Below are 19,585 nucleotides of genomic sequence, written 5' to 3' on the forward strand. Positions count from 1 at the left end.
AAGCCCCGTCTCCTGGACCGCGCCGCGGCCCTGTCAGAAATTTCCTTTCAACCAGCCCTTGATTCTTGCCAGCGCCGGAATCCCTTCCACTATCCTACGCCGGGAGACGTCATCACGCCCGGGCTGTGCCGTGACCAACTTGCCCTCGCGACCTCGCCCATTCCGCACCTCCTGAAGGGCGTAATGTAGCAAACCCACGCCTGTCGAATAAATCGGGTTGCGGACCACATCGGCCAGGCCGCGTACGTTGAGCGGGCAAGCGATACGCACCGGCATATGGAATATCTCCTCGGCCAGCTCGACCACGCCCTCCATCCGCGACGTCCCGCCGGTCAGAACCACGCCAGCCGCCACCAGGTCCTCGAAGCCGCTGCGACGCAGCTCGTCACGGATCAGGGTGAACAGCTCCTCGTAGCGGGGCTCGACCACTTCTGCCAACGCCTGGCGGGAGAGGTCCCTGGCCGGACGATCGCCAACGCTGGGCACCTTGATCATTTCGTCGCTGGATGCCAGCTGCGTCAATGCGCAGGCGTACTTGACCTTGATCTCCTCAGCGTACTGGGTCGGCGTTCTCAATGCCATGGCGATATCATTGGTGACCTGATCACCGGCAATGGGTATCACCGCCGTGTGGCGAATGGCCCCTTCGGTGAAAACGGCGATATCGGTAGTGCCACCGCCGATATCCACCATGCAGACGCCCAGCTCCCGCTCGTCCTCGGTGAGTACCGCCATGCTGGAGGCGAGCTGCTCGAGGATGATGGCATCCACCTCCAGCCCACAGCGCCGAACGCACTTGTCGATGTTCTGGACCGCGTTGAGTGCCGCCGTCACCAGATGAACACGTGCCTCCAGGCGAACGCCGGACATGCCCAGCGGCTCGCGAATGCCGCCCTGGGTGTCGATGGAAAACTCCTGGGGCAACACATGCAGGACTCGCTGCCCTTCCGATATCGCCCTTGCCCTTGCCGAATCGATAACCCGATCAATGTCGGTCGACATGACTTCGCGATCTTTAATCGCGACCACGCCGTCTGAATTCATCGAGCTGATATGACTGCCGGCAACGCCCACATAGACCGAATGGATATCGCAACCGGCCATCAACTCGGCCTCTTCCACGGCACGCTGAATGGATTGCACCGTGGATTCGATATTGATCACGACGCCCTTTTTCATACCGCGGGAGGGGTGTGAGCCGATGCCAGCGATCTCGATACCGCCATCATCGGTTGGCTGCCCGACGATCGCCACCACCTTGGATGTTCCGATATCCAGTCCGACTACCATGTTAGATGAATTGGAAGTGACTGCCATGCGTCGGGGTATCTCCTAAAACTTGACCCGCTGGGAATTCCACTATTCTGCTTTAAATGGCCATTGCGCCCATTATAGGAACAACTAGCGTTAAACCACCAGTCCAATACGTAAAACTGGACTCACGATACGGGTTATTTCTCGCAAAAGGAACACCGGCTTCGTTCGAATCCTGTAGCCATGCATTCAAAAAAGGACTCAGCCTGCATCGTCGTTTTCCGCCTCTTCGATTTCCGTTTCGCCGTGCCATGCCACCGCAACGCCATTGGGATAACGCAGATCGATATAGCGGATATGCTCGGCCTGCTGTCCCAGCTGTCGCTGCCAGGCGGCTCCCAGGCGGGCCAGGCGCGCTTCACGATCGCTGCGACCCAGCATGACCCAGACCCCATCGTCGAGCTGCAGCCGCCAGGCGCCACGCGGCTCGAGCCTGAGCTGACTGATGGTCAGCCCCAGGGCGTCGAAGCGCGGCACCAGTCGATCATGGTAGGCCAGCACTTCGGCCCCGCTGCCGACGGGGCCGGCGAGGTCGGGCAGGCCGGGTGGAGGCAGCACCGGTGCAAAGGCGAAGGGCTCGCCCTCCGGGTTGAGCAGGTAGTCGTCGTTCCAGCGGGCCACCGGCACCTGCTCGACCAGCTCGAAGGCCAGCGCATAGGGCCACTCCCGAGCCACACGGACCTCCGCCAGCCAATTCACCGCCCGCGCCCGCCGGCGCAGCGCCGGCAGGTCCGCCGACAGCCAGGTCTCCCCCTGCACCAGGGGCGCCAGCTGCGAGCGCAGGTAGTCGGCGTTGACATGGCTGAGTTCGCCACGAATCGAGACCCGCTCGATGGGACGGTCCAGCCAGGTCCAGAGCGCGCGGCCGCCGGCCCCTAGCAGGATCAGCAACAATAACAACCCGGTCAGCGAGCCGCGCTTGCTCATGTCCGCCCGTTCGTCAGCGTAGCAGCCAGGATGCGACACACCAGGGTATCGAAATCGATGCCCGCGTGGGCCGCCGCCTGCGGCACCAGGCTGTGATCGGTCATGCCCGGCGAGGTGTTGACCTCGATCAGCCAGAAGCGGCCATCCCCATCGCGCATGACATCGACCCGCCCCCAGCCTTCCCCGCCAATGGCCTCGAAGGCCTGGCGGCAGAGCTCACCCAGCTCAGCCTCCTCATGGGCCTCCAGCCCGCAGGGCAGATGATAGAGCGTATCGTTGGAGACGTACTTGGCGTCATAGTCGTAGAAGCCGCCGGGTACCTCGACGCGAATGGCCGGGAGTACCGTCTCATTCAGCAGCGAGACCGTATACTCCTCGCCGGCGATAAAGCGCTCGGCCATTACCCGCGCGTCGTAGCGGACGGCATCCCGGTAGGCGGCCACCAGGGCCTCTCGGCTGTCAACAATACCGATTCCCAGCGTCGACCCTTCATGGACCGGCTTGACGATCAGCGGCAGGCCCAGCCGTGCGATCACATCGTCCCAGTCGGCGTCCTGCTCGAGCATCAGCGACTCCGGCGTCGGCAGGCCCACCGACTGCCAGACCTGCTTGGTCAACCGCTTGTCCATGCCCAGTGCAGAGGCCAGCACGCCGCTGCCGGTATAGGGAATGCGCAGCAGTTCCAGCGCGCCCTGGAGCGTGCCATCCTCGCCGCCACGACCATGGAGGGCAATGAAGACGCGATCGGGAGCCAGCGCCTCGAGCCCGACCAGCCCGCCATCCGCGGGATCGTAACCGATGACATCGACGCCGCTGCGCTCCAGCGCCCCCAATACCGCCGCCCCGCTCTTGAGCGACACCTCACGCTCGGCGGACTCTCCGCCATAGAGCACCACCACACGTCCAAAATCCCTTGGCGAGATCATAGCGATACCTCATCGAGCTTGAGCCTGCTCTCTGCCAGGGCCTGGGCAATGCCGCCCACGTCGCCGGCCCCCTGGGTGATCAGGATATCCCCGGGGCGCAGCACCCGCTCCAGCAGCCCGGGCAGCTCCGACTTGTGCTGCACGAAGATCGGGTCGAGCCCTCCCCGCTGGCGAATGGAGCCCGCCAGCGTCCGGCCATCGGCGCCGGGGATCGGCGCCTCGCCGGCGCTGTAGACATCCAGCAGCAGCAGCGTATCGACCTCGCCGAGCACCCTCACGAAGTCCTCGTAGAGATCACGGGTGCGGGTATAACGATGGGGCTGATAGACCATCACCAGGCGACGCTTGGGCCATCCGGCACGGACCGCCCGGATGACCATCTCCACTTCCCGCGGGTGATGACCATAGTCGTCCACCAGCATGACCTCGCCCTCGTCGCCGGGTGGCGGGAAGTGACCATGGACCTGGAAGCGACGACCCACGCCGGCAAAACCGGCCAGACCGCGCAGGATGGCGCCGTCGTCGACGCCGGCATCGGTGGCCACGACGATGGCTGCCAGGGCATTGAGGGCATTGTGACGCCCCGGCATCGCCAGGCGAACCGCCAGCGGCGCCAGCCCATCGGGGCGCAGCGCCGTGAAGCGAACCTCGCCGGCCTCCTGGACGAAGTCCACGATCCGATAGTCGGCGTCCTCGCTGAAGCCATAGGTGACGAACTGGCGGTGGACTCGCTCCAGCAGGCCGCGCACATGCTCATCGTCGATACACAGGATCGCCAGCCCATAGAAGGGCAGATTGTGCAGAAATTCGATGAAGGTACTCTTGAGGCGATCGAAGTCGCCGCCATAGGTACTCATGTGGTCGGCGTCGATATTGGTGACGATCGACACCATGGGCTGCAGGTGGAGGAAGGAGGCATCGGACTCGTCGGCCTCGGCCACCAGGTAGTCCCCCTCCCCCAGCCGGGCGTTGGCGCCGGCGCTGGTCAGCCGTCCGCCAATCACGAAGGTCGGATCCAGCCCCCCTTCACCCAGCAGCGTTGCCGTGAGGCTGGTGGTCGTGGTCTTGCCGTGGGTACCGGCAACCGCAATGCCGTGTCGAAAGCGCATCAGCTCGGCCAGCATCTCGGCACGGCGAACCACCGGCACCCGATGCTCATGGGCCCACAGGATCTCGGGATTGGACTCGTCCACGGCGGTGGAGACCACCACCACGTCGGCGTTCATCACGTTCTCGGCGGCGTGACCGATGGCCACCTGGATGCCCCTGGCGCGCAGCCGTTCGACGACCGGCGAGGCCTTGAGATCGCTGCCGCTGACCTGGTAGCCCTGGTTGGCGAGCACTTCGGCGATGCCGCACATGCCGGCGCCACCAATGCCCACGAAATGGATGCGCCGGATACGGCGCATGCCCAGGCCCCGTCCATGGTGGGGGGGGGTTGCCTGGCCGGGAACCGGCCTCAGGGTGCTATCGCTCAAGAGCTGTCTCCATGCAGCCAGCCACCAGACGCTCGACGGCATCGAGGTGCGCACACCTCCGTGAGCGCTGCGCCATGGTGGCCAGGGTATCGGGTTGCAGCAGTGTCGTCAGGCGCTCGGCGAGCGACACTGCCGTCATGTCGTGTTGCGGCAGCAGTTCGGCCGCCCCCGCCGCGACCAGGGCGCGGGCATTGACGGTCTGGTGGTCGTCGACCGCGTGGGGCAGTGGCACGAAGAGGGCCGGCTTGGCGGCGGCCGCCAGCTCGGAGACGGTCAGTGCCCCGGCACGGCACACCACCAGGTCGGCCCAGTCGTAGGCCGCCGCCATGTCCTCGATGAAGTCGGTTACCTCGGCCTCGACCCCTTGCGTGGCATACGCTTGCCGGGTGGCCGCCTCCTTGTCCCGCCCTGCCTGGTGCCAGACCGCTGGCCGCAACGCTTCCGGCAGACGGGCCAGCCCCTCCGGCACACGCTGGTTCAGGGCCAGCGCCCCCAGCGAACCGCCGACCACCAGCAGCCGCAGGGGCCGGTCGGCCATCGTCTCGCTGTCCCGCGGCATCTCTCCCAGGGCGGCGATATCCGCACGCACCGGGTTGCCGATCACCTCGGCGCGGCCGGGGAAGGCATGGTCGAAGGCCCCGTAGACCCGCTTCGCCAGGCGTGCCAGGGCCCGGTTGGTCAAGCCCGCCACGGCATTCTGCTCATGAATGATCAGCGGCCGTCGCGTCAGCCAGGCGGCAAGCCCACCGGGGCCGCTGGCAAAGCCGCCAAGCCCGACCACCAGCTGCGGATCGAGCCGGCGCAGGATACGGAGAGCCTGCCATACGGCACGGGTGAGGTTGAAGGGGGCCAGCAGCCAGCCGGCCAGGCCGTTGCCGCGCAGCCCGGCCACCGAAATGCGGTTGAGCGGAATATCGGCGGCAGGCACCAGGCGATTCTCGATCCCCCGCGGGCTACCCAGCCAGTGGACCTCCACCCCTCTCTCCTGCAACCCCCTGGCCAGGGACAGGGCAGGAATCACATGCCCCCCGGTGCCCCCCGCCATGATCAATACGCGCCGTGCCTTCGCCTTGCTCACTTGCCGACTCCCTCCGCTTCCAGCGCCCGGCGCCCGGCCGCGGTTTCACGGCGCGCGACGGGCTTCGCTCTTCGCTGCGCCAGCCGTGTCTCGATATCGGCACGCAGCAACAGCGCCATCATCATGGCACTGATCAACAGGCTCGAACCGCCGTAGCTCAGCAGGGGCAGCGTCAAACCCTTGGTGGGTAGCATGCCGGTACTGACGGCGATATTGATGAAGGCCTGGGCACCCACCACCAGCGCAATGCCGTAGCTGAGGTAGGCCGCAAATGCCATGCCGGCCAGTTCGGCGCGGCGCCCCACGGCCATGGCCCGGTAGATCAGCAGGGCAAAGAGCCCGACGACGCCGAGCGCGCCAAACAGCCCCAGCTCCTCGGCCAGCACGGCGAAGACGAAGTCGGTATGGGCCTCGGGCAGGTAGAAGAGCTTCTGTACGCTGTTGCCCAACCCCATCCCCAGCCAGTGCCCGCGACCGTAGGCGATCAAGGCCTGGGTCAGCTGGTAGCCGCTGGCGAACTGATCCGCCCAGGGATCGGAAAAGCTGGTGAGGCGAGCCAGGCGATAGGGCTCGGCGATGGCGACGTAGAAGCCCAGCACCCCGACGGCGCCCAGGATCAGCACGAAGCGGACCCAGGGCGCCCCGGCCATCAGCAGCATGCCCATCACGCAGCCGGTCATGACCACCACGGCGCCGTAGTCGGGCTCGAGAATCAGCAGCACGGCGATGATGCCCATCACCAGCAGCGGACGCAGGAAGGCGCCCCAGTGGCGCCGCACCTGGGGCAGAAAACGCTCCAGGTAACCGGCCAGGTAGGCAATCAGGCAGAGCTTGGCGACTTCCGACACCTGCAGGTTGAAGGGTATCCCGGGGATGGAGAGCCAGCGCCGGCTGCCGTTGACCTCGCGGCCGACGAACAGCACCAGCACCAGCAGCACAATACTGACCAGCAGCAGCAGGGGACCGTTGGCACGCCACCAGGCCAGCGGAGAGCGAAGCGTAAAGCCGGCCGCCACCAGGGCCAGGACCACGAACAGCGCATGGCGCTGACTGAAGTACCAGGGGTTTCCGGTCAGCCCGGCGGCCACTTCCGTGGAAGCCGATGTCACCATCACCCAGCCGATGAGCATCAGCGCAATGGCGGCAAACACCAGCCAGCCATCGAAGGGCTGGTGCTGGGTGGAGAGTTTCTGACGAAGCCTGGCGAGACGTATCACGGAGAGACTCCTGCAGCATGGCGACCGACCCAGCGGCGGAAGACTTCACCGCGCTCCTGGTAGTTGGCGAACTGATCGAGGCTGGCGCAGGCCGGCGACAGCAGCACGCAGTCTCCCGGCTCGGCGATCGCCTGGGCCCGGGCCATGGCCGCCTCGAGGTCGTCGACCAGGGTGAGGCTCACCCTGCCCCTCAGCGCCTTTTCGAGGCGTTCGGCATCCAGGCCGAAGAGGATCGCTTCGCGGCCGTACCGGGCAAGGGGTTCGGCCAGCGGGACAAAGTCGGCCCCTTTCCCCATGCCGCCCGCCAGCAGGATCAGCTGGCCGTCCAGGGTCGGTCCCAGGCCCGCTATGGCGGCAAGGGCGGCACCGACATTGGTACCCTTGGAGTCGTTGATCCAGCGCACGCCATCGACCTCGGCGATCACCTCCCCGCGGTGCGGCAGACCGGAAAAGCGGCGCAGCACTCGGCACATGGCCGCCATCGGGAATTCCAGGCGATGCCCCATGGCCAAGGCAGCCAGCGCATTGGCGTGATTGTGCCGGCCTGCCAGGCGCATCTCGCGCACCGGCATCAGTGGCGTATCGCCGTGCATCAGCCAGTCGCCGCCGTCATGAATGGCGATGCCCCATTCACCGTCCTGGGGCGCCCGGGTGGTAAAGCTGTCCTGGGCCGGCAGACGCTCCAGCGGTCGGGTCATGGCATCGTCGGCATTGATCACGCCGTGCCGGGCACCCCGGAAGATACCCAGCTTGGCGGCACGATAGCCCGCCATGTCGCCATGCCGGTCAAGATGATCCTCGGAGAGATTGAGAAAGGCAGCGGTCTCGGCCCCCAGGCGTGGCGTGGTCTCCAGCTGGAAGCTGGAAAGCTCCAGTACGTAGCAGTCGGCATTCGGCTCGTCATCGAGCAGGTCCAGTGCCGGCGTACCCAGGTTGCCGCCCACCGCCACGCGCCGGCCCGACTCCCGGGCCATCTCGCCGAGCAGGGTGGTGACGGTGGACTTGGCATTGGAGCCGGTGATGGCGGCGATCGGCGCGCGACAGGCGCGCACGAAGAGCGCAATCTCGCCGACCACCAGGGGCTCCCCGGTAGCATCGCGCACCCGCCCGGCAAGTTCGGCGAGCCCCGGCGTGCGCGGATCCACTCCGGGACTGAGCACCACCTCCTCCACCTCGCTCAGGTCCAGCGATGTCAGCGGCCCGCAGTGAATCTCGACCCCCGGGTGCGCCGCATGGAAGTCGTCGACGCCGGGCGGGACGGCACGGGTATCGGCCACCATGTAGGGCACGCCCTGCCGCGACAGGTGCCGGCATATGGCGCGGCCGGATATGCCGAGACCGACCACCAGGGTCATACCCTTCGGCACCTTCAGCATGCTCGCCTCCCGTCCGTTGCGCAGGGTTCGAAAATAGGCACGCCTGGCGCTCAGCGTATCTTCAGGGTGGCAAGGCCGATCAGCACCATCACCACGGTGATGATCCAGAAGCGCACGATGACGCGCGGCTCGGGCCACCCCTTGAGTTCGTAGTGATGATGCAGCGGCGCCATGCGAAAGATACGGCGCCCCGTCAGCTTGTAGGAACCCACCTGGAGGATCACCGACACGGTCTCCAGGACGAAGATGCCCCCCATGATGAACAGCACGATCTCCTGGCGAACGATGACCGCCACCACCCCCAGCGCGGCGCCCAGCGCCAGCGCTCCGACGTCGCCCATGAAGACCTGGGCCGGATAGGTGTTGAACCAGAGGAAGCCCAGGCCGGCTCCCGAAATGGTAGCGCAGAACACCGCCAGCTCGCCGGCCCCGATGATGTTGGGGATCTGCAGGTAGTTGGCGAACACCGCGTTGCCGCTGGCGTAGGCGAATACCGCCAGGCCCATGGCCACCATGACGGTGGGCATGATCGCCAGCCCATCCAGGCCATCGGTGAGGTTGACTGCATTGGAGCTGCCGACGATCACCAGGTAGGTCAACACGATGTAGAAGACCCCCAGCGGTATCACGATATCCTTGAACAGCGGCACGATCAGGCTGGTTTCCACCGGGTTGCCGGCGGTGTAATAGAGTACCAGTGCGGCGATCAGGCCGATGACCGACTGCCACAGGTACTTCCAGCGAGCCGGCAGCCCCCTGGGATTCTTCTCCACCACCTTGCGATAGTCGTCGACCCAGCCAATGGCACCGAAGCCCAGGGTCACCACCAGCACGATCCAGACATAGTGCACGCTCAGGTCCGACCACAGCAGCGTACTGACGGCGATGGCCATCAGGATCATGGCGCCACCCATGGTCGGCGTGCCGGCCTTGGACAGATGGGACTGGGGGCCGTCATCGCGCACCGCCTGGCCGATCTGCCGCTCGACCAGTCGACGAATCATCCAGGGGCCCAGCCACAGACAGAGCAGCAGGGCCGTCATGGTCCCCAGGATCATCCGCAGGGTGAGGTAATTGAAGACATTGAAGGCGCTCTGGTATTGCGCCAGGAAATTAGCCAGAAAAAGCAGCATGTGTTGCGTTCACCTTGATGCGTCAGCGCGTAGTGCGGCCACGACCCGCTCCATTCCGGCACTGCGCGATCCCTTGATCAGTACGCTTGCCCCGGGGGGGAGTTGATTCAGAACGTGGCGCGTCAGCGCGTCGCGGTCGTTGAAATGGCACCCGCCCTCTCCGAAGGCGCTGCTGGCTGGCTGCGCCAGCTCGCCGCAGGTGCCGAGCACGTCGATTCCCAGTTCCCGCGCATAGCGGCCGACTTCGGCATGCAGTCGGTCCGATGCCTCCCCCAGTTCGCCCATGGCGCCCAGCAGGCACCACCGCGGCCCCGGCAGCTCGGCCAGCAGCGCCATGGCTGCCTTCACCGCGCCTGGGTTGGCATTATACGTATCATCGAGCAGCCGGCATCCGTTGATGCCGGGTTCCGCGCTCAGGCGCCCCGGCATGGGCATGACGGCCTCCAGCCTGGCCAGCAGCGGCTCGATGGCGACGCCCAGCGCAATGGCGCCGGCCGTTGCCGCCAGTGCATTGGCGACGCCATGACGCCCCAGCAGGGCGAGCTGGACCCGGCCGCACCGGCGCCCGTCCACGACAAGCGTGAAAGCATAGCGCCCCATGGCGTCACAGGCCAGCTCGACGGCATGCACCCGTGCCTCTTCGCTAAAACCGAAATCCATGACCGGCCGCGGAGCGGCAAGCCGCGACCAGAGCGGGAAGTAGCGATCGTCGCGATTGAGCACCGCGATGCCGTCGTCGCCCAGGCCGGCGAGGATCTCCGCCTTGGCCTGGGCGATCTGCCCCATGCCGCCGAACTCGCCCACATGGGCGCCGGTGACGTTGGTGATGATCGCCACCTGCGGCCGGGCGAGCATCGTGGTCCAGGCGATTTCGCCCAGATGATTCGCGCCGAGCTCCACCACCGCCTGCCGATGGTGGGAATGCAGCGCAAGCAGCGTGAGCGGCGCACCGATATCGTTGTTGAGGTTGCCATGGGTGGCCAGGGTCTCGCCGGGGCGGCCCAGCAGCTGAGAGAGGATCTCCTTGACGCTGGTCTTGCCGCTGTTACCGGTCACTGCCACCAACGGGCCACCCCAGGCCCGGCGCCGTGCCCGCCCCAGCAACCCCAGGGCCAGACGGGTATCCGGCACCACCAGCTGCGGCAGCGGGTCGTCCACCGGCGCCTCGACCAGCGCCGCTACCGCCCCGGCTTCCCGCGCCTGGGCGATGAAGTCATGGGCGTCGAAGCGCTCCCCGCGAAGTGCCACGAACAGGGCACCGGGAACTGGACTGCGCGAGTCGGTCACGATGTCATCCAGCCGCCGATCTTCCCCGGGAAGGGCCACTCCGAGCGCTTCGGCCACTTCCGCCAGTGTCGCCAGACCAGGCCTAGGCATCGTTGTCACCCCCACGCCGCCGCAGTGACGCCTCGGCCCGTTGCGTATCGCAGAACGGGTGGCGCACCCCATCGACCTCCTGGTAGGGCTCGTGGCCCTTGCCGGCCAGCAACACCAGGTCGTCGGCGCCGGCCTCTGCCAGCGTCCGCTCGATGGCCTCGCCGCGCCCGGCGATGACCCAGGCCTGTCGGCGGGCTTCGGCCGACAGGCCCTCCAGCACCTGGTCGCGAATGGCAGCGGGGTCCTCGCTGCGGGGGTTGTCGTCGGTTACCACCAGCCGATCCGCATGGCGCTCGGCGGCCTGCGCCATTAATGGCCGCTTGCCGCCGTCCCGATCGCCGCCACAGCCGAACAGGCACCAGAGTTGCCCCTCGCCGGGGAGGTGGTGGCGCAGGGCAATCAGGGCATTTTCCAGGGCATCCGGCGTGTGTGCGTAGTCGACGATCACCGTGGGGCAGCCAGGCCGACGCACCGCCTGCATTCGCCCCGGCACCGGCACCAGTCGTGTCGCCGCCTCGAACAGCGCTGGCAGCGACTCGCCCAAGCCATAGAGCGTGGCGATGGCCAGCAGCACGTTGTCCAGGTTGAAGCGCCCCATCAGCGGCAGCTCCAGGGCCATCTCCCCCTCGGGAGTGGCCACCAACGCCAGCTGACCATGCTCGGAGGGCTTCCAGTCGAGCACCCGCAGCGTCGCTGCGGCATCGTCGCCCACCGCCAGCACCCGCACCCCCGGCGCCACGCCGGCCAGCATCAGGCGTGCCAGGGGGTCGTCGGCATTGACCACGGCAAGCGACAGCTCGGGGCGCCGGAACAGCCGTGCCTTGGCGGCCGCGTAGGCCGCCATGCTGCCGTGATAGTCGAGATGATCACGGCTCAGGTTGGTAAAGAGCGCTGCCGTCAGCTGGCAGCCATCCAGTCGCCCCTGCTCCAGGGCGTGGGACGAGACCTCCATCGCGACGCGGTCGATGCCGTCCCGGGCCATGTCACCCAGCGACGCCTGCAGGGCCAACGGCCCAGGCGTGGTCAGCTCGGCCGCTGCCAGCGCGGCGGGTCGGCCATGCCCGAGGGTCCCCACGACCCCGGCATCCCGCCCCAGGGCGGCACTCAGTTCGGCCAGGTAGTGCGTCACCGAGCTCTTGCCGTTGGTGCCGGTGACCCCGATCAGCTCGAGCCCCTCGGGGACCGCGAAGAGCTCGTGGCCCAGTTCGCCCAGGCGCTGGCGCAGAAAGGGCAAGGCCAGCACGCGTTGCTCCTGGGCAGAGGCCGGCAGGGCCTCCCCTGGCTCGGTATGGTAGAGCACCCATCCGGCGCCGGCGGCCAGGGCATCGGCAAGGAAGGCGCGTCCATCGACGCTGACCCCCGGGACGGCCACGAAGATGTCTCCCTGGGACAGGCGGCGGCTGTCGAGCACCAGCCGAACCGGCTCGCCCGGCACGAGGTCGGGGATCGGCAGGCCGGGCCAGCATCGCTTCAGCGCCGCCTGAAAACGGGAAGCACTCACCTCCATGGGGTCACCTCCGAGGAAAAGCAGGATAGCGTCATCGTATGCGCTGGTCTGGCGGCACATCGAGCAGCCGCAGCGCACCGCCGGTGACACGAGAGAATACCGGAGCCGCTACGGCTCCGCCAAAGTAGTCACCGGCCCGGGGGTGATCGATCATCACGATGGTGACGATGCGCGGATCGGAGACCGGTGCCACGCCGGCGAACAGGCTGCGGTAGGCATTCTGCTCGTAGCCGCTGGCAGAAGTCTTGCGCACCGTCCCCGTCTTGCCGGCCACCCGATAACCCGGCACCGCCGCGCGGCGGCCACCCGTGCCCGGCTGGACGGACTCCTCCATGATGCGCAACAGGTTGTGGGCGATGACGGGATCGATGGTCGGGGTGCCGGCAGGGGCTTCCGGCAGTCGAAGCAGGGAGGGGGGCATGCGCACCCCGTCGTTGGCGAGGGCCGTATAGGCACTGGCCAGCTGCAGTGCGGAAACCGACAGGCCATAGCCATAGGAGAGCGCGGCCCACTGGCTGCGCGACCAGCGTACCGGGGCCGGCATGTGGCCGACGGCCTCGCCGGGGAAGCCCGTTTCGGTACTCTGGCCGAAGCCCAGGCGACGATAGAGCTCGGGCACCAGCGGCTCATCGAGCTCGAGCACCAGCCTCGACATGCCGATATTGGAGGATTTCTCGAGGATGCCGGCCAGGTCCAGCCGCCCATAGTTGCGAATGTCGCGAATGGTGAAGCGGTCCAGCATCATCCAGCCAGGCGAGGTATCGACCACGACATCCAGGTCGAACTGGCCGCTCTCCATGATCGCCGCCATGGCCAGCGGCTTCATCACCGAGCCCGGCTCGAAGACATCGACGATGGCCTGATTGCGCAGCCCCCGCGGATCGAGGCCGGCCCGGTTATTGGGGTTATAGGAAGGCTGGTTGGCCATGGCCAGCACTTCGCCGGTGCGAGCATCCATCATCACCACCACCCCGCCATCGGCCTCATGCTCGGCGACGGCGGCCTTGAGCTCACGATAGGCCATGTACTGAAGCCGCTGATCGATGGAGAGCACCAGCTCGCCCCCGGGCTGCGCCTCGCGCAGGATCGCCAGGTCGCGGACCAGGCGGCCGCGACGGTCCTTGATCACGCGACGCTGCCCCGGCGTGCCGGCCAGGTAGGGCTGATAGGCAAGCTCCACGCCCTCCTGGCCCAGGTCGTCGACATTGGTCACGCCCAGCAGCTGAGCGGTCACCTCGCCGGCCGGGTAGTAACGCTTGTACTCATGCTGGGCATAGACACCGGCCATGCGCAGGCCGAGAACACGCTGTGCCGCCTCCGGCGTCAGCTGCCGCCGCAGGTACATGAATTCACGCTCGCTGAAGCGCTCCAGGCGCGCATCGAGATCATCCGGAGACATGTTCAGGGCCTGGGCCAGCATCAGCCGCTGTATACGGTCTTCGGGGACTTCCTGGGGATTGGCCCATAGCGTTACCACCGGCGTGGAGATGGCCAGTGGCTCACCGTTACGGTCGCTGATCATGCCCCGGTGGGCGGTGAGGGATTCGGTGCGCAGCGTCCTGGCATCCCCCTGCCCTTGCAGGAACGAGCGGTCGATGACATGCAGCGTCACGATACGCCCCGCCAGCAGCAGCATACCGACCAGGACCAGGAAGAGAACCAGATAATAGCGCGCACCGCCCATGGGAGCGGAAGGCGGGCGGCGACGCGGCGACACACCGCTGCGAGCTTCCGCGGTCATGGCCGAATGACCTCGACTTCGTTGACATGGGGCAGTCGCATTTCCAGCCTTTCGACGGCCAGGCGCTCGATTCGCGCCGGCGACGACCAGGCGCTTTCCTCCAACAGCAGCTGCCCCCACTCGGTCTGCAGCTGATCGCGCTCACGCTCGAGCTGCTGCAAGTGGGCGTACTGCTCACGGGTAAGGTGGCTTACATTGATCACCGCGGTGGCGGTGATCAGGCAGGCCATCACCAGCCCCGCCGCCAGAAGCAGGTCGCCGCTCGGCAGGCTGGCAGGGGCCCAGCGGGACAGGGTGGAACGCGAGGGTTGCAATCCTTGCTTCATGCCGTTCCTCAAACCAGCTTGCGCGCTGCCCGCATGACCGCACTGCGGGCGCGGGGGTTGGAATCGACTTCTTCTGGTGTCGGTCGCCGGGCCTTGCCCAGCGGAGCCAGGCGCCTGGCGAGCTGGTCGTCACGGATCGGGACGCCACGGGGAAGGTCGGTGTCCCCACGCACGTGCTCACGAATGAATCGCTTGACCCGGCGATCCTCCAGCGAGTGGAAGCTGATCACCACCAGGTGGCCACCGGGGGCCAAGGCTTCCAGCGCGGCCTCGAGCGCCGCATCGAGCTGCTCCAGCTCGCCATTGATATGGATACGCAGCGCCTGAAAGGCCCGGGTCGCGGGATGCTTGCCCTTCTCCCAGGCCGGGTGAGCGACCTTCAGCACCTCGGCCAGGTCCGCCGTACGGCTGAAGGGACGCTCGGCACGGCGCGTCACCACGGCCCTGGCCAGCCGCTTGGCAAAGCGCTCCTCGCCGTAGGTCTTGAAGACCCGGGCGATATCGGCCTCGCCGGCACGAGCCAGCCAGGCCGCCGCACTCTCGCCCCGGGTCGGGTCCATGCGCATGTCCAGCGGGCCGTCGCGCAGGAAGCTGAAGCCACGTTCGGGATCATCCAGCTGTGGCGAGGAGACGCCGACGTCGAGCAACACACCGGCCAGCTTGCCATGCAGGCCATGCCGTTCGGCCAGCTCGCCCAGTCGCGCAAACTCCCCCTGCTCGATGGTGAAGCGGGCATCGTCGATGTCCGCCGCTTCGGCAATGGCGTGGGGGTCACGATCAATGGCCAACAGGCGCCCCTCGGGGGCCAGCCGGGCAAGAATGGCCCGGGAATGGCCGCCTCGGCCGAAGGTGCCGTCCAGGTAGGCGCCGCCGGGATCGTGAACGAGCGCCTCCACGGCGCCGTCCAGCAGTACGCTGGCATGACGAAAGCCGCGGTGGGCCGGTTCAGGTGCGGTTGACGACATGCGCTTCTCTGGATTATCGATAGCTGAGTATACCGACCGGCCTGGGGAAACATTGCATAAATGTCTGCGCTTCCCTAGGACCGGTAACGGAAAATTGAAATCAGGGGGAGTCGGCCGATAAGCCGGGTTCTGTCGAGGACAGCCATTCATCTAGGGGCCGCGTCACCACGGCCCTCGAGCAACCTACCCGAACCCGACGCGGGCCACGCCATTGGGTTCCTATTTGGTCTTGCTCCGGGTGGGGTTTACCATGCCACGCACTGTTACCAGGCGCGCGGTGCGCTCTTACCGCACCCTTTCACCCTTACCGGCCTCCCGAAGGAGACGTAGGCGGTCTACTCTCTGCTGCACTTTCCGTCGGCTCACGCCGCCCAGGCGTTACCTGGCACCCTGCCCTATGGAGCCCGGACTTTCCTCCCCCGGCCGACCGCGAGGGCCGGCACGGCGGCGACTGTCTGGCCGACTCCGAGCGCAAGAATAACAGCGCACCGGAGCCCTCTCAATGCCTTTCCTCGTCATCGGACGCAGAGCCCGGTGCGTCAGCGCGCATCCTTGAGCGCCTGGGCCCGGCCATACCAGACCTTCTTCGGACCACCCAGCAGCCGTGCCGCCACGGCTGCCGCCTGCTTGACACCGACATCCTCGGCCAGCAGCGCACCCAGCAAGGCATCGGCTTCGACATCGCCCGCCTCGGGGGCGTCGCGCGGCTCGGCACCCTCTATCATGATCACGAACTCACCCCGAGCCTGGTCCGGGTCCTCCTCCATGCGCGCCAGGAGCGCCTCCGCACTGCCGTCCAGAAAGGTCTCGAAGGCCTTGGTCAGCTCTCGCGCCAATACCACTCGGCGCCCACCCAGCGTACCGGCGATATCCGCCAGGGTATCGCGGATACGGTGCGGCGACTCGTAGAAGACCAGCGTCTCCTCGCGGGCGGCAAGCCCCTCCAGGCGCAGGCGGCGAGCACCGCCCTTCGCCGGCAGGAAACCCTGGAAGAGGAAACGATCCGTGGGCAGCCCGGCGGCCGAGAGCGCCGCCACCAGCGCACAGGCGCCCGGCACCGGCACGATACGACGCCCACGGGCACGCAGCTCCCGCACCAGGACGAACCCGGGGTCGCTGATCAAGGGCGTGCCGGCATCAGAGACCAGGGCGATATCCTCACCACCGACCAACCGCTCATCGAGTTGAGCGACGCGCGCCGCCTCGTTATGCTCATGGAGAGAGAGCATCGGCAACGCAAGCCCCAGGTGGCGCAGCAGCCGTGCGGTGTGGCGTGTATCCTCGGCGGCAATCACCGCCACCTCGCTCAGCACCCTGGCTGCACGTGACGAGAGGTCTTCCAGATTCCCAATTGGCGTAGCGACCACGTACAATGTTCCCTGATTCACATCAGTCATGTCGGCTCCCTGGCAAGCTCCCCGGACAAGGAAGAATCATGCTGAAAATGCCCCGCGGCCTGCTGGCCATTGCCTTTCTGGCCATACTGCTGGCCGGCTGCGCGCCTCCCGGCATCGTCGATCGTGTCCCCGACGACGACCCCGCCTACCTGCTCGAGCAGGCCCGGCAGCAGGGGCCCGAACAGGCGGCGATCAGCCGCCTCGAAGCGGCCGATATCCTAGCACGCCAGGGTCGGCGCACCCAGGCGCTCGAGGTGGCCAGCGATATCGACGATCAGCGGCTGCCCGCCGAATACCGCCTGCAGTGGGCCATGCTGCTCTCCGAGCTCGGCGAGTCCGAGGGGGAGCCCTGGGCCGTCATCCAGGCCGCACAGCTGCTCGACGAGATCCAGGTACCCCGTGACGCCGGCCTGATACTGCGCGAGCGGCATGGCCGGGCCCTGGCCCAGGTCGATGAGCATCGCGCGGCCGCGCTGATCCTGATCGGCGTACAGGCCCAAACGGACAGCGAGGCGCTGAACGACCCCATCTGGTCCTCGCTCTCGCGTCTCGAGGGACCCGAGCTTGCGTCCATGCGCGACGAGACCGACGACCTGGGCCGGGGCTGGCTGGCGCTCGCCAACCTGGTGCGAGAAAGCGGCGGCGACATCGAGCGACTCTTCATGCGCCTCGATGAGTGGCGCGAACGCAATGCCCGGCACCCCGCCGCGCGAAGCGTTCCCGAAGACCTGATAGCCCTGCGCGAGCTGCGCGGCCAGGAAGTCCGGCATATTGCCGTCTTCCTGCCTGAGTCGGGCCCATTGGCCGGCGTGGCCGAAGCGATTCGGGACGGCATCCGTTCCCATCACCAGAGTGCGGCCGAACGCAACGGCGGCGTTCGACTGACGTTCCTGGATACCAGCCGGAGCAGTATCGACGCCCTCTACGAGGAAGCACGCAACCGCGGCGCCCAGGTCGTCATCGGCCCGCTGGACAAGGACCTGGTGACGGAACTCGAAAACCGCGACCGGCTGCCGTTGCCAACCCTGGGCCTCAATTACGGCCATGGCGAGACCAACCGGGCTCAGGGATTCTTCCAGTACGGCCTGTCGGCCGAGGACGAAGCTCGCCAGGTGGCGAGACGGGGCCGCGACGATGGCCATCGTCGCAGCGCCATGCTGGTTCCGGACAACGAATGGGGACGGCGGGTCGGACGCGCCTTCGAGGAGGAGTGGCGCCGCCTGGACGGCACCATCACCAATGCGGTGGCCTACGACCCCCGCGGCTCCGCCACCGAGAGCACGCGTCGCGTTCTCTCCGGCGGCCGGCCGGACATGCTGTTCCTGCTGGCACTGCCCAGCTATGCACGCCAGGTCCCCCCGACCCTGGACTACTATAACGCCTCCACCCTACCGATCTATGCCACCTCGCATCTCTTCGAGGGACGTCCGCAGCCGCTGCTCGACCATGACCTGGATGACGTGAACTTCATCGACATCCCGTGGCAGATTCCCGATGCCGCCGTCGGCGGGGTGGAAGCCCTTCCCTACCTCAGCAGCTATCAGCAATTGCACGCAGACGCCGACCCCTCCGTCTTCCGCCTGATGGCCATGGGCGTGGACGCCTACGAGCTCGCACGCCGTCTGCCGCAGTTCCAGCTGATGCCGGAGAGTGAGCTTAACGGCGCCACGGGCCGACTGACCCGCGCCGCCGACGGACGCATCGAGCGGCACCTCCCCTGGGCACGGTTCCAGCGCGGCGTGCCGCAGCCGATCCTGGCCATCGACCTGCTCGGCACCGACCTGATGGAAAACGGGCTTCCTGACCGCGAGCCGTCCGCCAATGGCCAGCGGAACTGATGCAAGAGCACGAGGCGCTCATATCGAGCGCCTCGCCGCCGACTGGCTCGCTGCGCGCGGCCTGGCGCTGATCGCCAGCAACCACCAGGTGAAAGGCGGGGAGCTCGACCTGATCATGCGCGATGGTGAGACACTCGTCTTCGTCGAGGTCCGCCACCGTGCCGACACCCGGCATGGTCATCCGCTGGAAACCATCACCGCCACCAAGCAGCGCCGCCTGATACGCGCAGCGCGTTTTTATCTTGCACGCAACCGGCTATCATGTCCGTGCCGCTTTGACGCGCTGGCCGTGACCGGCACCCCGCCCGCTCTCGACTTCGAATGGGTGCAAGGCGCCTTCGAAGCGTTCTGACCGGCTTGCTACAGCCCCCAGGACCAGGACCTCATAGAATGGATTTTCAGCAACGCATACTCGGCCACTTCAATGCCAGCATCGACACCAAGACCTATGCCAGCGAGGTATTACCGCCGTTCATCGAGGTAGCCAGCCAGATGATGGTCCAGTGCCTGGTCAATGAGGGCAAGATCCTTGCCTGCGGCAATGGCGGCAGCGCCGGCGACAGCCAGCACTTTTCTTCCGAACTGCTCAACCGCTTCGAGCGGGAGCGCCCCAGCCTGCCCGCCCTGGCCCTGACCACCGACACCTCGACACTGACGTCCATCGCCAACGACTACAGCTACAACGAGGTATTCTCCAAGCAGATTCGCGCCCTGGGCCAGCCCGGCGACATCCTGCTTGCCATCTCCACCAGCGGCAACTCCGGCAACGTCATCCAGGCGATACAGGCGGCCCACGACCGCGACATGACGGTCGTCGCCCTGACCGGTCGTGACGGCGGCGACATGGCATCCCTGCTCGGCCAGGACGACTGCGAGATTCGCGTCCCGGCCACCTCGACAGCACGCATCCAGGAGGTTCACCTGTTGGTGATCCACTGCCTGTGCGACCTCATCGATGAACAACTCTTCGGCAGCAGCGAGTAAA

General features: G+C 66.8%; 17 protein-coding genes and 1 other RNA gene. 3 read left to right on the plus strand and 15 right to left on the minus strand.

The window, feature by feature from the left end; translation table 11 throughout:
• Positions 1 to 33: 33 nt before the first annotated feature.
• The 15 genes from ftsA to rsmI all read right to left on the minus strand — a co-directional run bounded on the left by ftsA (position 34) and on the right by rsmI (position 16,762).
• Entirely contained in the window at positions 34 to 1,317 is a 1,284-nt protein-coding gene (gene ftsA, locus LY622_RS17115) for a cell division protein FtsA (RefSeq protein ID WP_234281249.1), read from the minus strand.
• 198 nt (positions 1,318 to 1,515) lie between these two features.
• A complete protein-coding gene (locus tag LY622_RS17120) occupies positions 1,516 to 2,241 on the minus strand; it encodes a cell division protein FtsQ/DivIB (protein ID WP_234291995.1) in 726 nt (241 codons plus the stop codon).
• The gene (locus tag LY622_RS17125; RefSeq protein WP_234291996.1) at positions 2,238 to 3,167 is read right to left on the minus strand and encodes a D-alanine--D-alanine ligase; all 930 of its coding nucleotides are present in this window, start codon (positions 3,165 to 3,167) and stop codon (positions 2,238 to 2,240) included. The genes LY622_RS17120 and LY622_RS17125 overlap by 4 nt, the downstream gene beginning before the upstream one ends.
• Positions 3,164 to 4,576: a UDP-N-acetylmuramate--L-alanine ligase gene (gene murC, locus LY622_RS17130; RefSeq protein WP_234292052.1), complete on the minus strand. Its 1,413-nt coding sequence runs from the start codon at positions 4,574 to 4,576 to the stop codon at positions 3,164 to 3,166. The genes LY622_RS17125 and murC overlap by 4 nt, the downstream gene beginning before the upstream one ends.
• A 58-nt stretch (positions 4,577 to 4,634) precedes the next feature.
• Positions 4,635 to 5,690 carry an undecaprenyldiphospho-muramoylpentapeptide beta-N-acetylglucosaminyltransferase gene (gene murG / locus LY622_RS17135; protein ID WP_234292053.1) on the minus strand — a complete coding sequence of 352 codons (1,056 nt, stop codon included), beginning with the start codon at positions 5,688 to 5,690 and terminating at the stop codon, positions 4,635 to 4,637.
• 29 nt (positions 5,691 to 5,719) lie between these two features.
• Positions 5,720 to 6,940: a putative lipid II flippase FtsW gene (ftsW, locus tag LY622_RS17140; RefSeq protein WP_234291997.1), complete on the minus strand. Its 1,221-nt coding sequence runs from the start codon at positions 6,938 to 6,940 to the stop codon at positions 5,720 to 5,722.
• Positions 6,937 to 8,316 carry a UDP-N-acetylmuramoyl-L-alanine--D-glutamate ligase gene (murD, locus tag LY622_RS17145; RefSeq protein WP_234291998.1) on the minus strand — a complete coding sequence of 460 codons (1,380 nt, stop codon included), beginning with the start codon at positions 8,314 to 8,316 and terminating at the stop codon, positions 6,937 to 6,939. Before murD ends, ftsW begins: the two co-directional genes overlap by 4 nt.
• 50 nt (positions 8,317 to 8,366) lie before the next feature.
• A complete protein-coding gene (gene mraY / locus LY622_RS17150) occupies positions 8,367 to 9,449 on the minus strand; it encodes a phospho-N-acetylmuramoyl-pentapeptide-transferase (protein ID WP_234291999.1) in 1,083 nt (360 codons plus the stop codon).
• A 9-nt stretch (positions 9,450 to 9,458) separates the two neighbouring features.
• Complete coding sequence (locus LY622_RS17155) at positions 9,459 to 10,826, minus strand: UDP-N-acetylmuramoyl-tripeptide--D-alanyl-D-alanine ligase (protein WP_234292000.1); 1,368 nt, start codon at positions 10,824 to 10,826, stop codon at positions 9,459 to 9,461.
• Complete coding sequence (locus tag LY622_RS17160) at positions 10,819 to 12,333, minus strand: UDP-N-acetylmuramoyl-L-alanyl-D-glutamate--2,6-diaminopimelate ligase (RefSeq protein WP_234292001.1); 1,515 nt, start codon at positions 12,331 to 12,333, stop codon at positions 10,819 to 10,821. Before LY622_RS17160 ends, LY622_RS17155 begins: the two co-directional genes overlap by 8 nt.
• 31 nt (positions 12,334 to 12,364) lie before the next feature.
• Positions 12,365 to 14,074: a peptidoglycan D,D-transpeptidase FtsI family protein gene (locus tag LY622_RS17165; protein WP_234281258.1), complete on the minus strand. Its 1,710-nt coding sequence runs from the start codon at positions 14,072 to 14,074 to the stop codon at positions 12,365 to 12,367.
• Positions 14,071 to 14,400, minus strand: a complete 330-nt coding sequence (gene ftsL, locus LY622_RS17170) for a cell division protein FtsL (protein WP_234292002.1) — start codon at positions 14,398 to 14,400, stop codon at positions 14,071 to 14,073. Before ftsL ends, LY622_RS17165 begins: the two co-directional genes overlap by 4 nt.
• Before the next feature lie 8 nt (positions 14,401 to 14,408).
• A complete protein-coding gene (gene rsmH / locus LY622_RS17175) occupies positions 14,409 to 15,365 on the minus strand; it encodes a 16S rRNA (cytosine(1402)-N(4))-methyltransferase RsmH (RefSeq protein WP_234292003.1) in 957 nt (318 codons plus the stop codon).
• A gap of 102 nt (positions 15,366 to 15,467) precedes the next feature.
• Positions 15,468 to 15,832: RNase P RNA component class A (rnpB, locus tag LY622_RS17180), an RNA gene on the minus strand.
• A 72-nt stretch (positions 15,833 to 15,904) separates the two neighbouring features.
• Positions 15,905 to 16,762, minus strand: a complete 858-nt coding sequence (gene rsmI, locus LY622_RS17185) for a 16S rRNA (cytidine(1402)-2'-O)-methyltransferase (RefSeq protein ID WP_234292004.1) — start codon at positions 16,760 to 16,762, stop codon at positions 15,905 to 15,907.
• Positions 16,763 to 16,800: 38 nt separating this feature from the next.
• On the opposite strand from rsmI, the gene LY622_RS17190 reads away from it, so the two are divergent.
• The 3 genes from LY622_RS17190 to LY622_RS17200 are packed head-to-tail and all read left to right on the plus strand — an operon-like array spanning position 16,801 to position 19,584.
• Positions 16,801 to 18,600: a penicillin-binding protein activator gene (locus LY622_RS17190; protein WP_234292005.1), complete on the plus strand. Its 1,800-nt coding sequence runs from the start codon at positions 16,801 to 16,803 to the stop codon at positions 18,598 to 18,600.
• Positions 18,584 to 18,952 (plus strand): YraN family protein, encoded by a 369-nt coding sequence (locus LY622_RS17195; protein WP_234281263.1) that lies wholly within the window; start codon positions 18,584 to 18,586, stop codon positions 18,950 to 18,952. The genes LY622_RS17190 and LY622_RS17195 overlap by 17 nt, the downstream gene beginning before the upstream one ends.
• A 38-nt stretch (positions 18,953 to 18,990) precedes the next feature.
• Positions 18,991 to 19,584 carry a phosphoheptose isomerase gene (locus tag LY622_RS17200; protein ID WP_043517869.1) on the plus strand — a complete coding sequence of 198 codons (594 nt, stop codon included), beginning with the start codon at positions 18,991 to 18,993 and terminating at the stop codon, positions 19,582 to 19,584.
• The last annotated feature ends 1 nt before the right edge of the window (position 19,585 follow it).

The sequence above is a fragment of the Halomonas alkalisoli genome (assembly GCF_021412585.1).
GTDB classification, from domain to species: Bacteria; Pseudomonadota; Gammaproteobacteria; order Pseudomonadales; family Halomonadaceae; genus Halomonas; species Halomonas alkalisoli.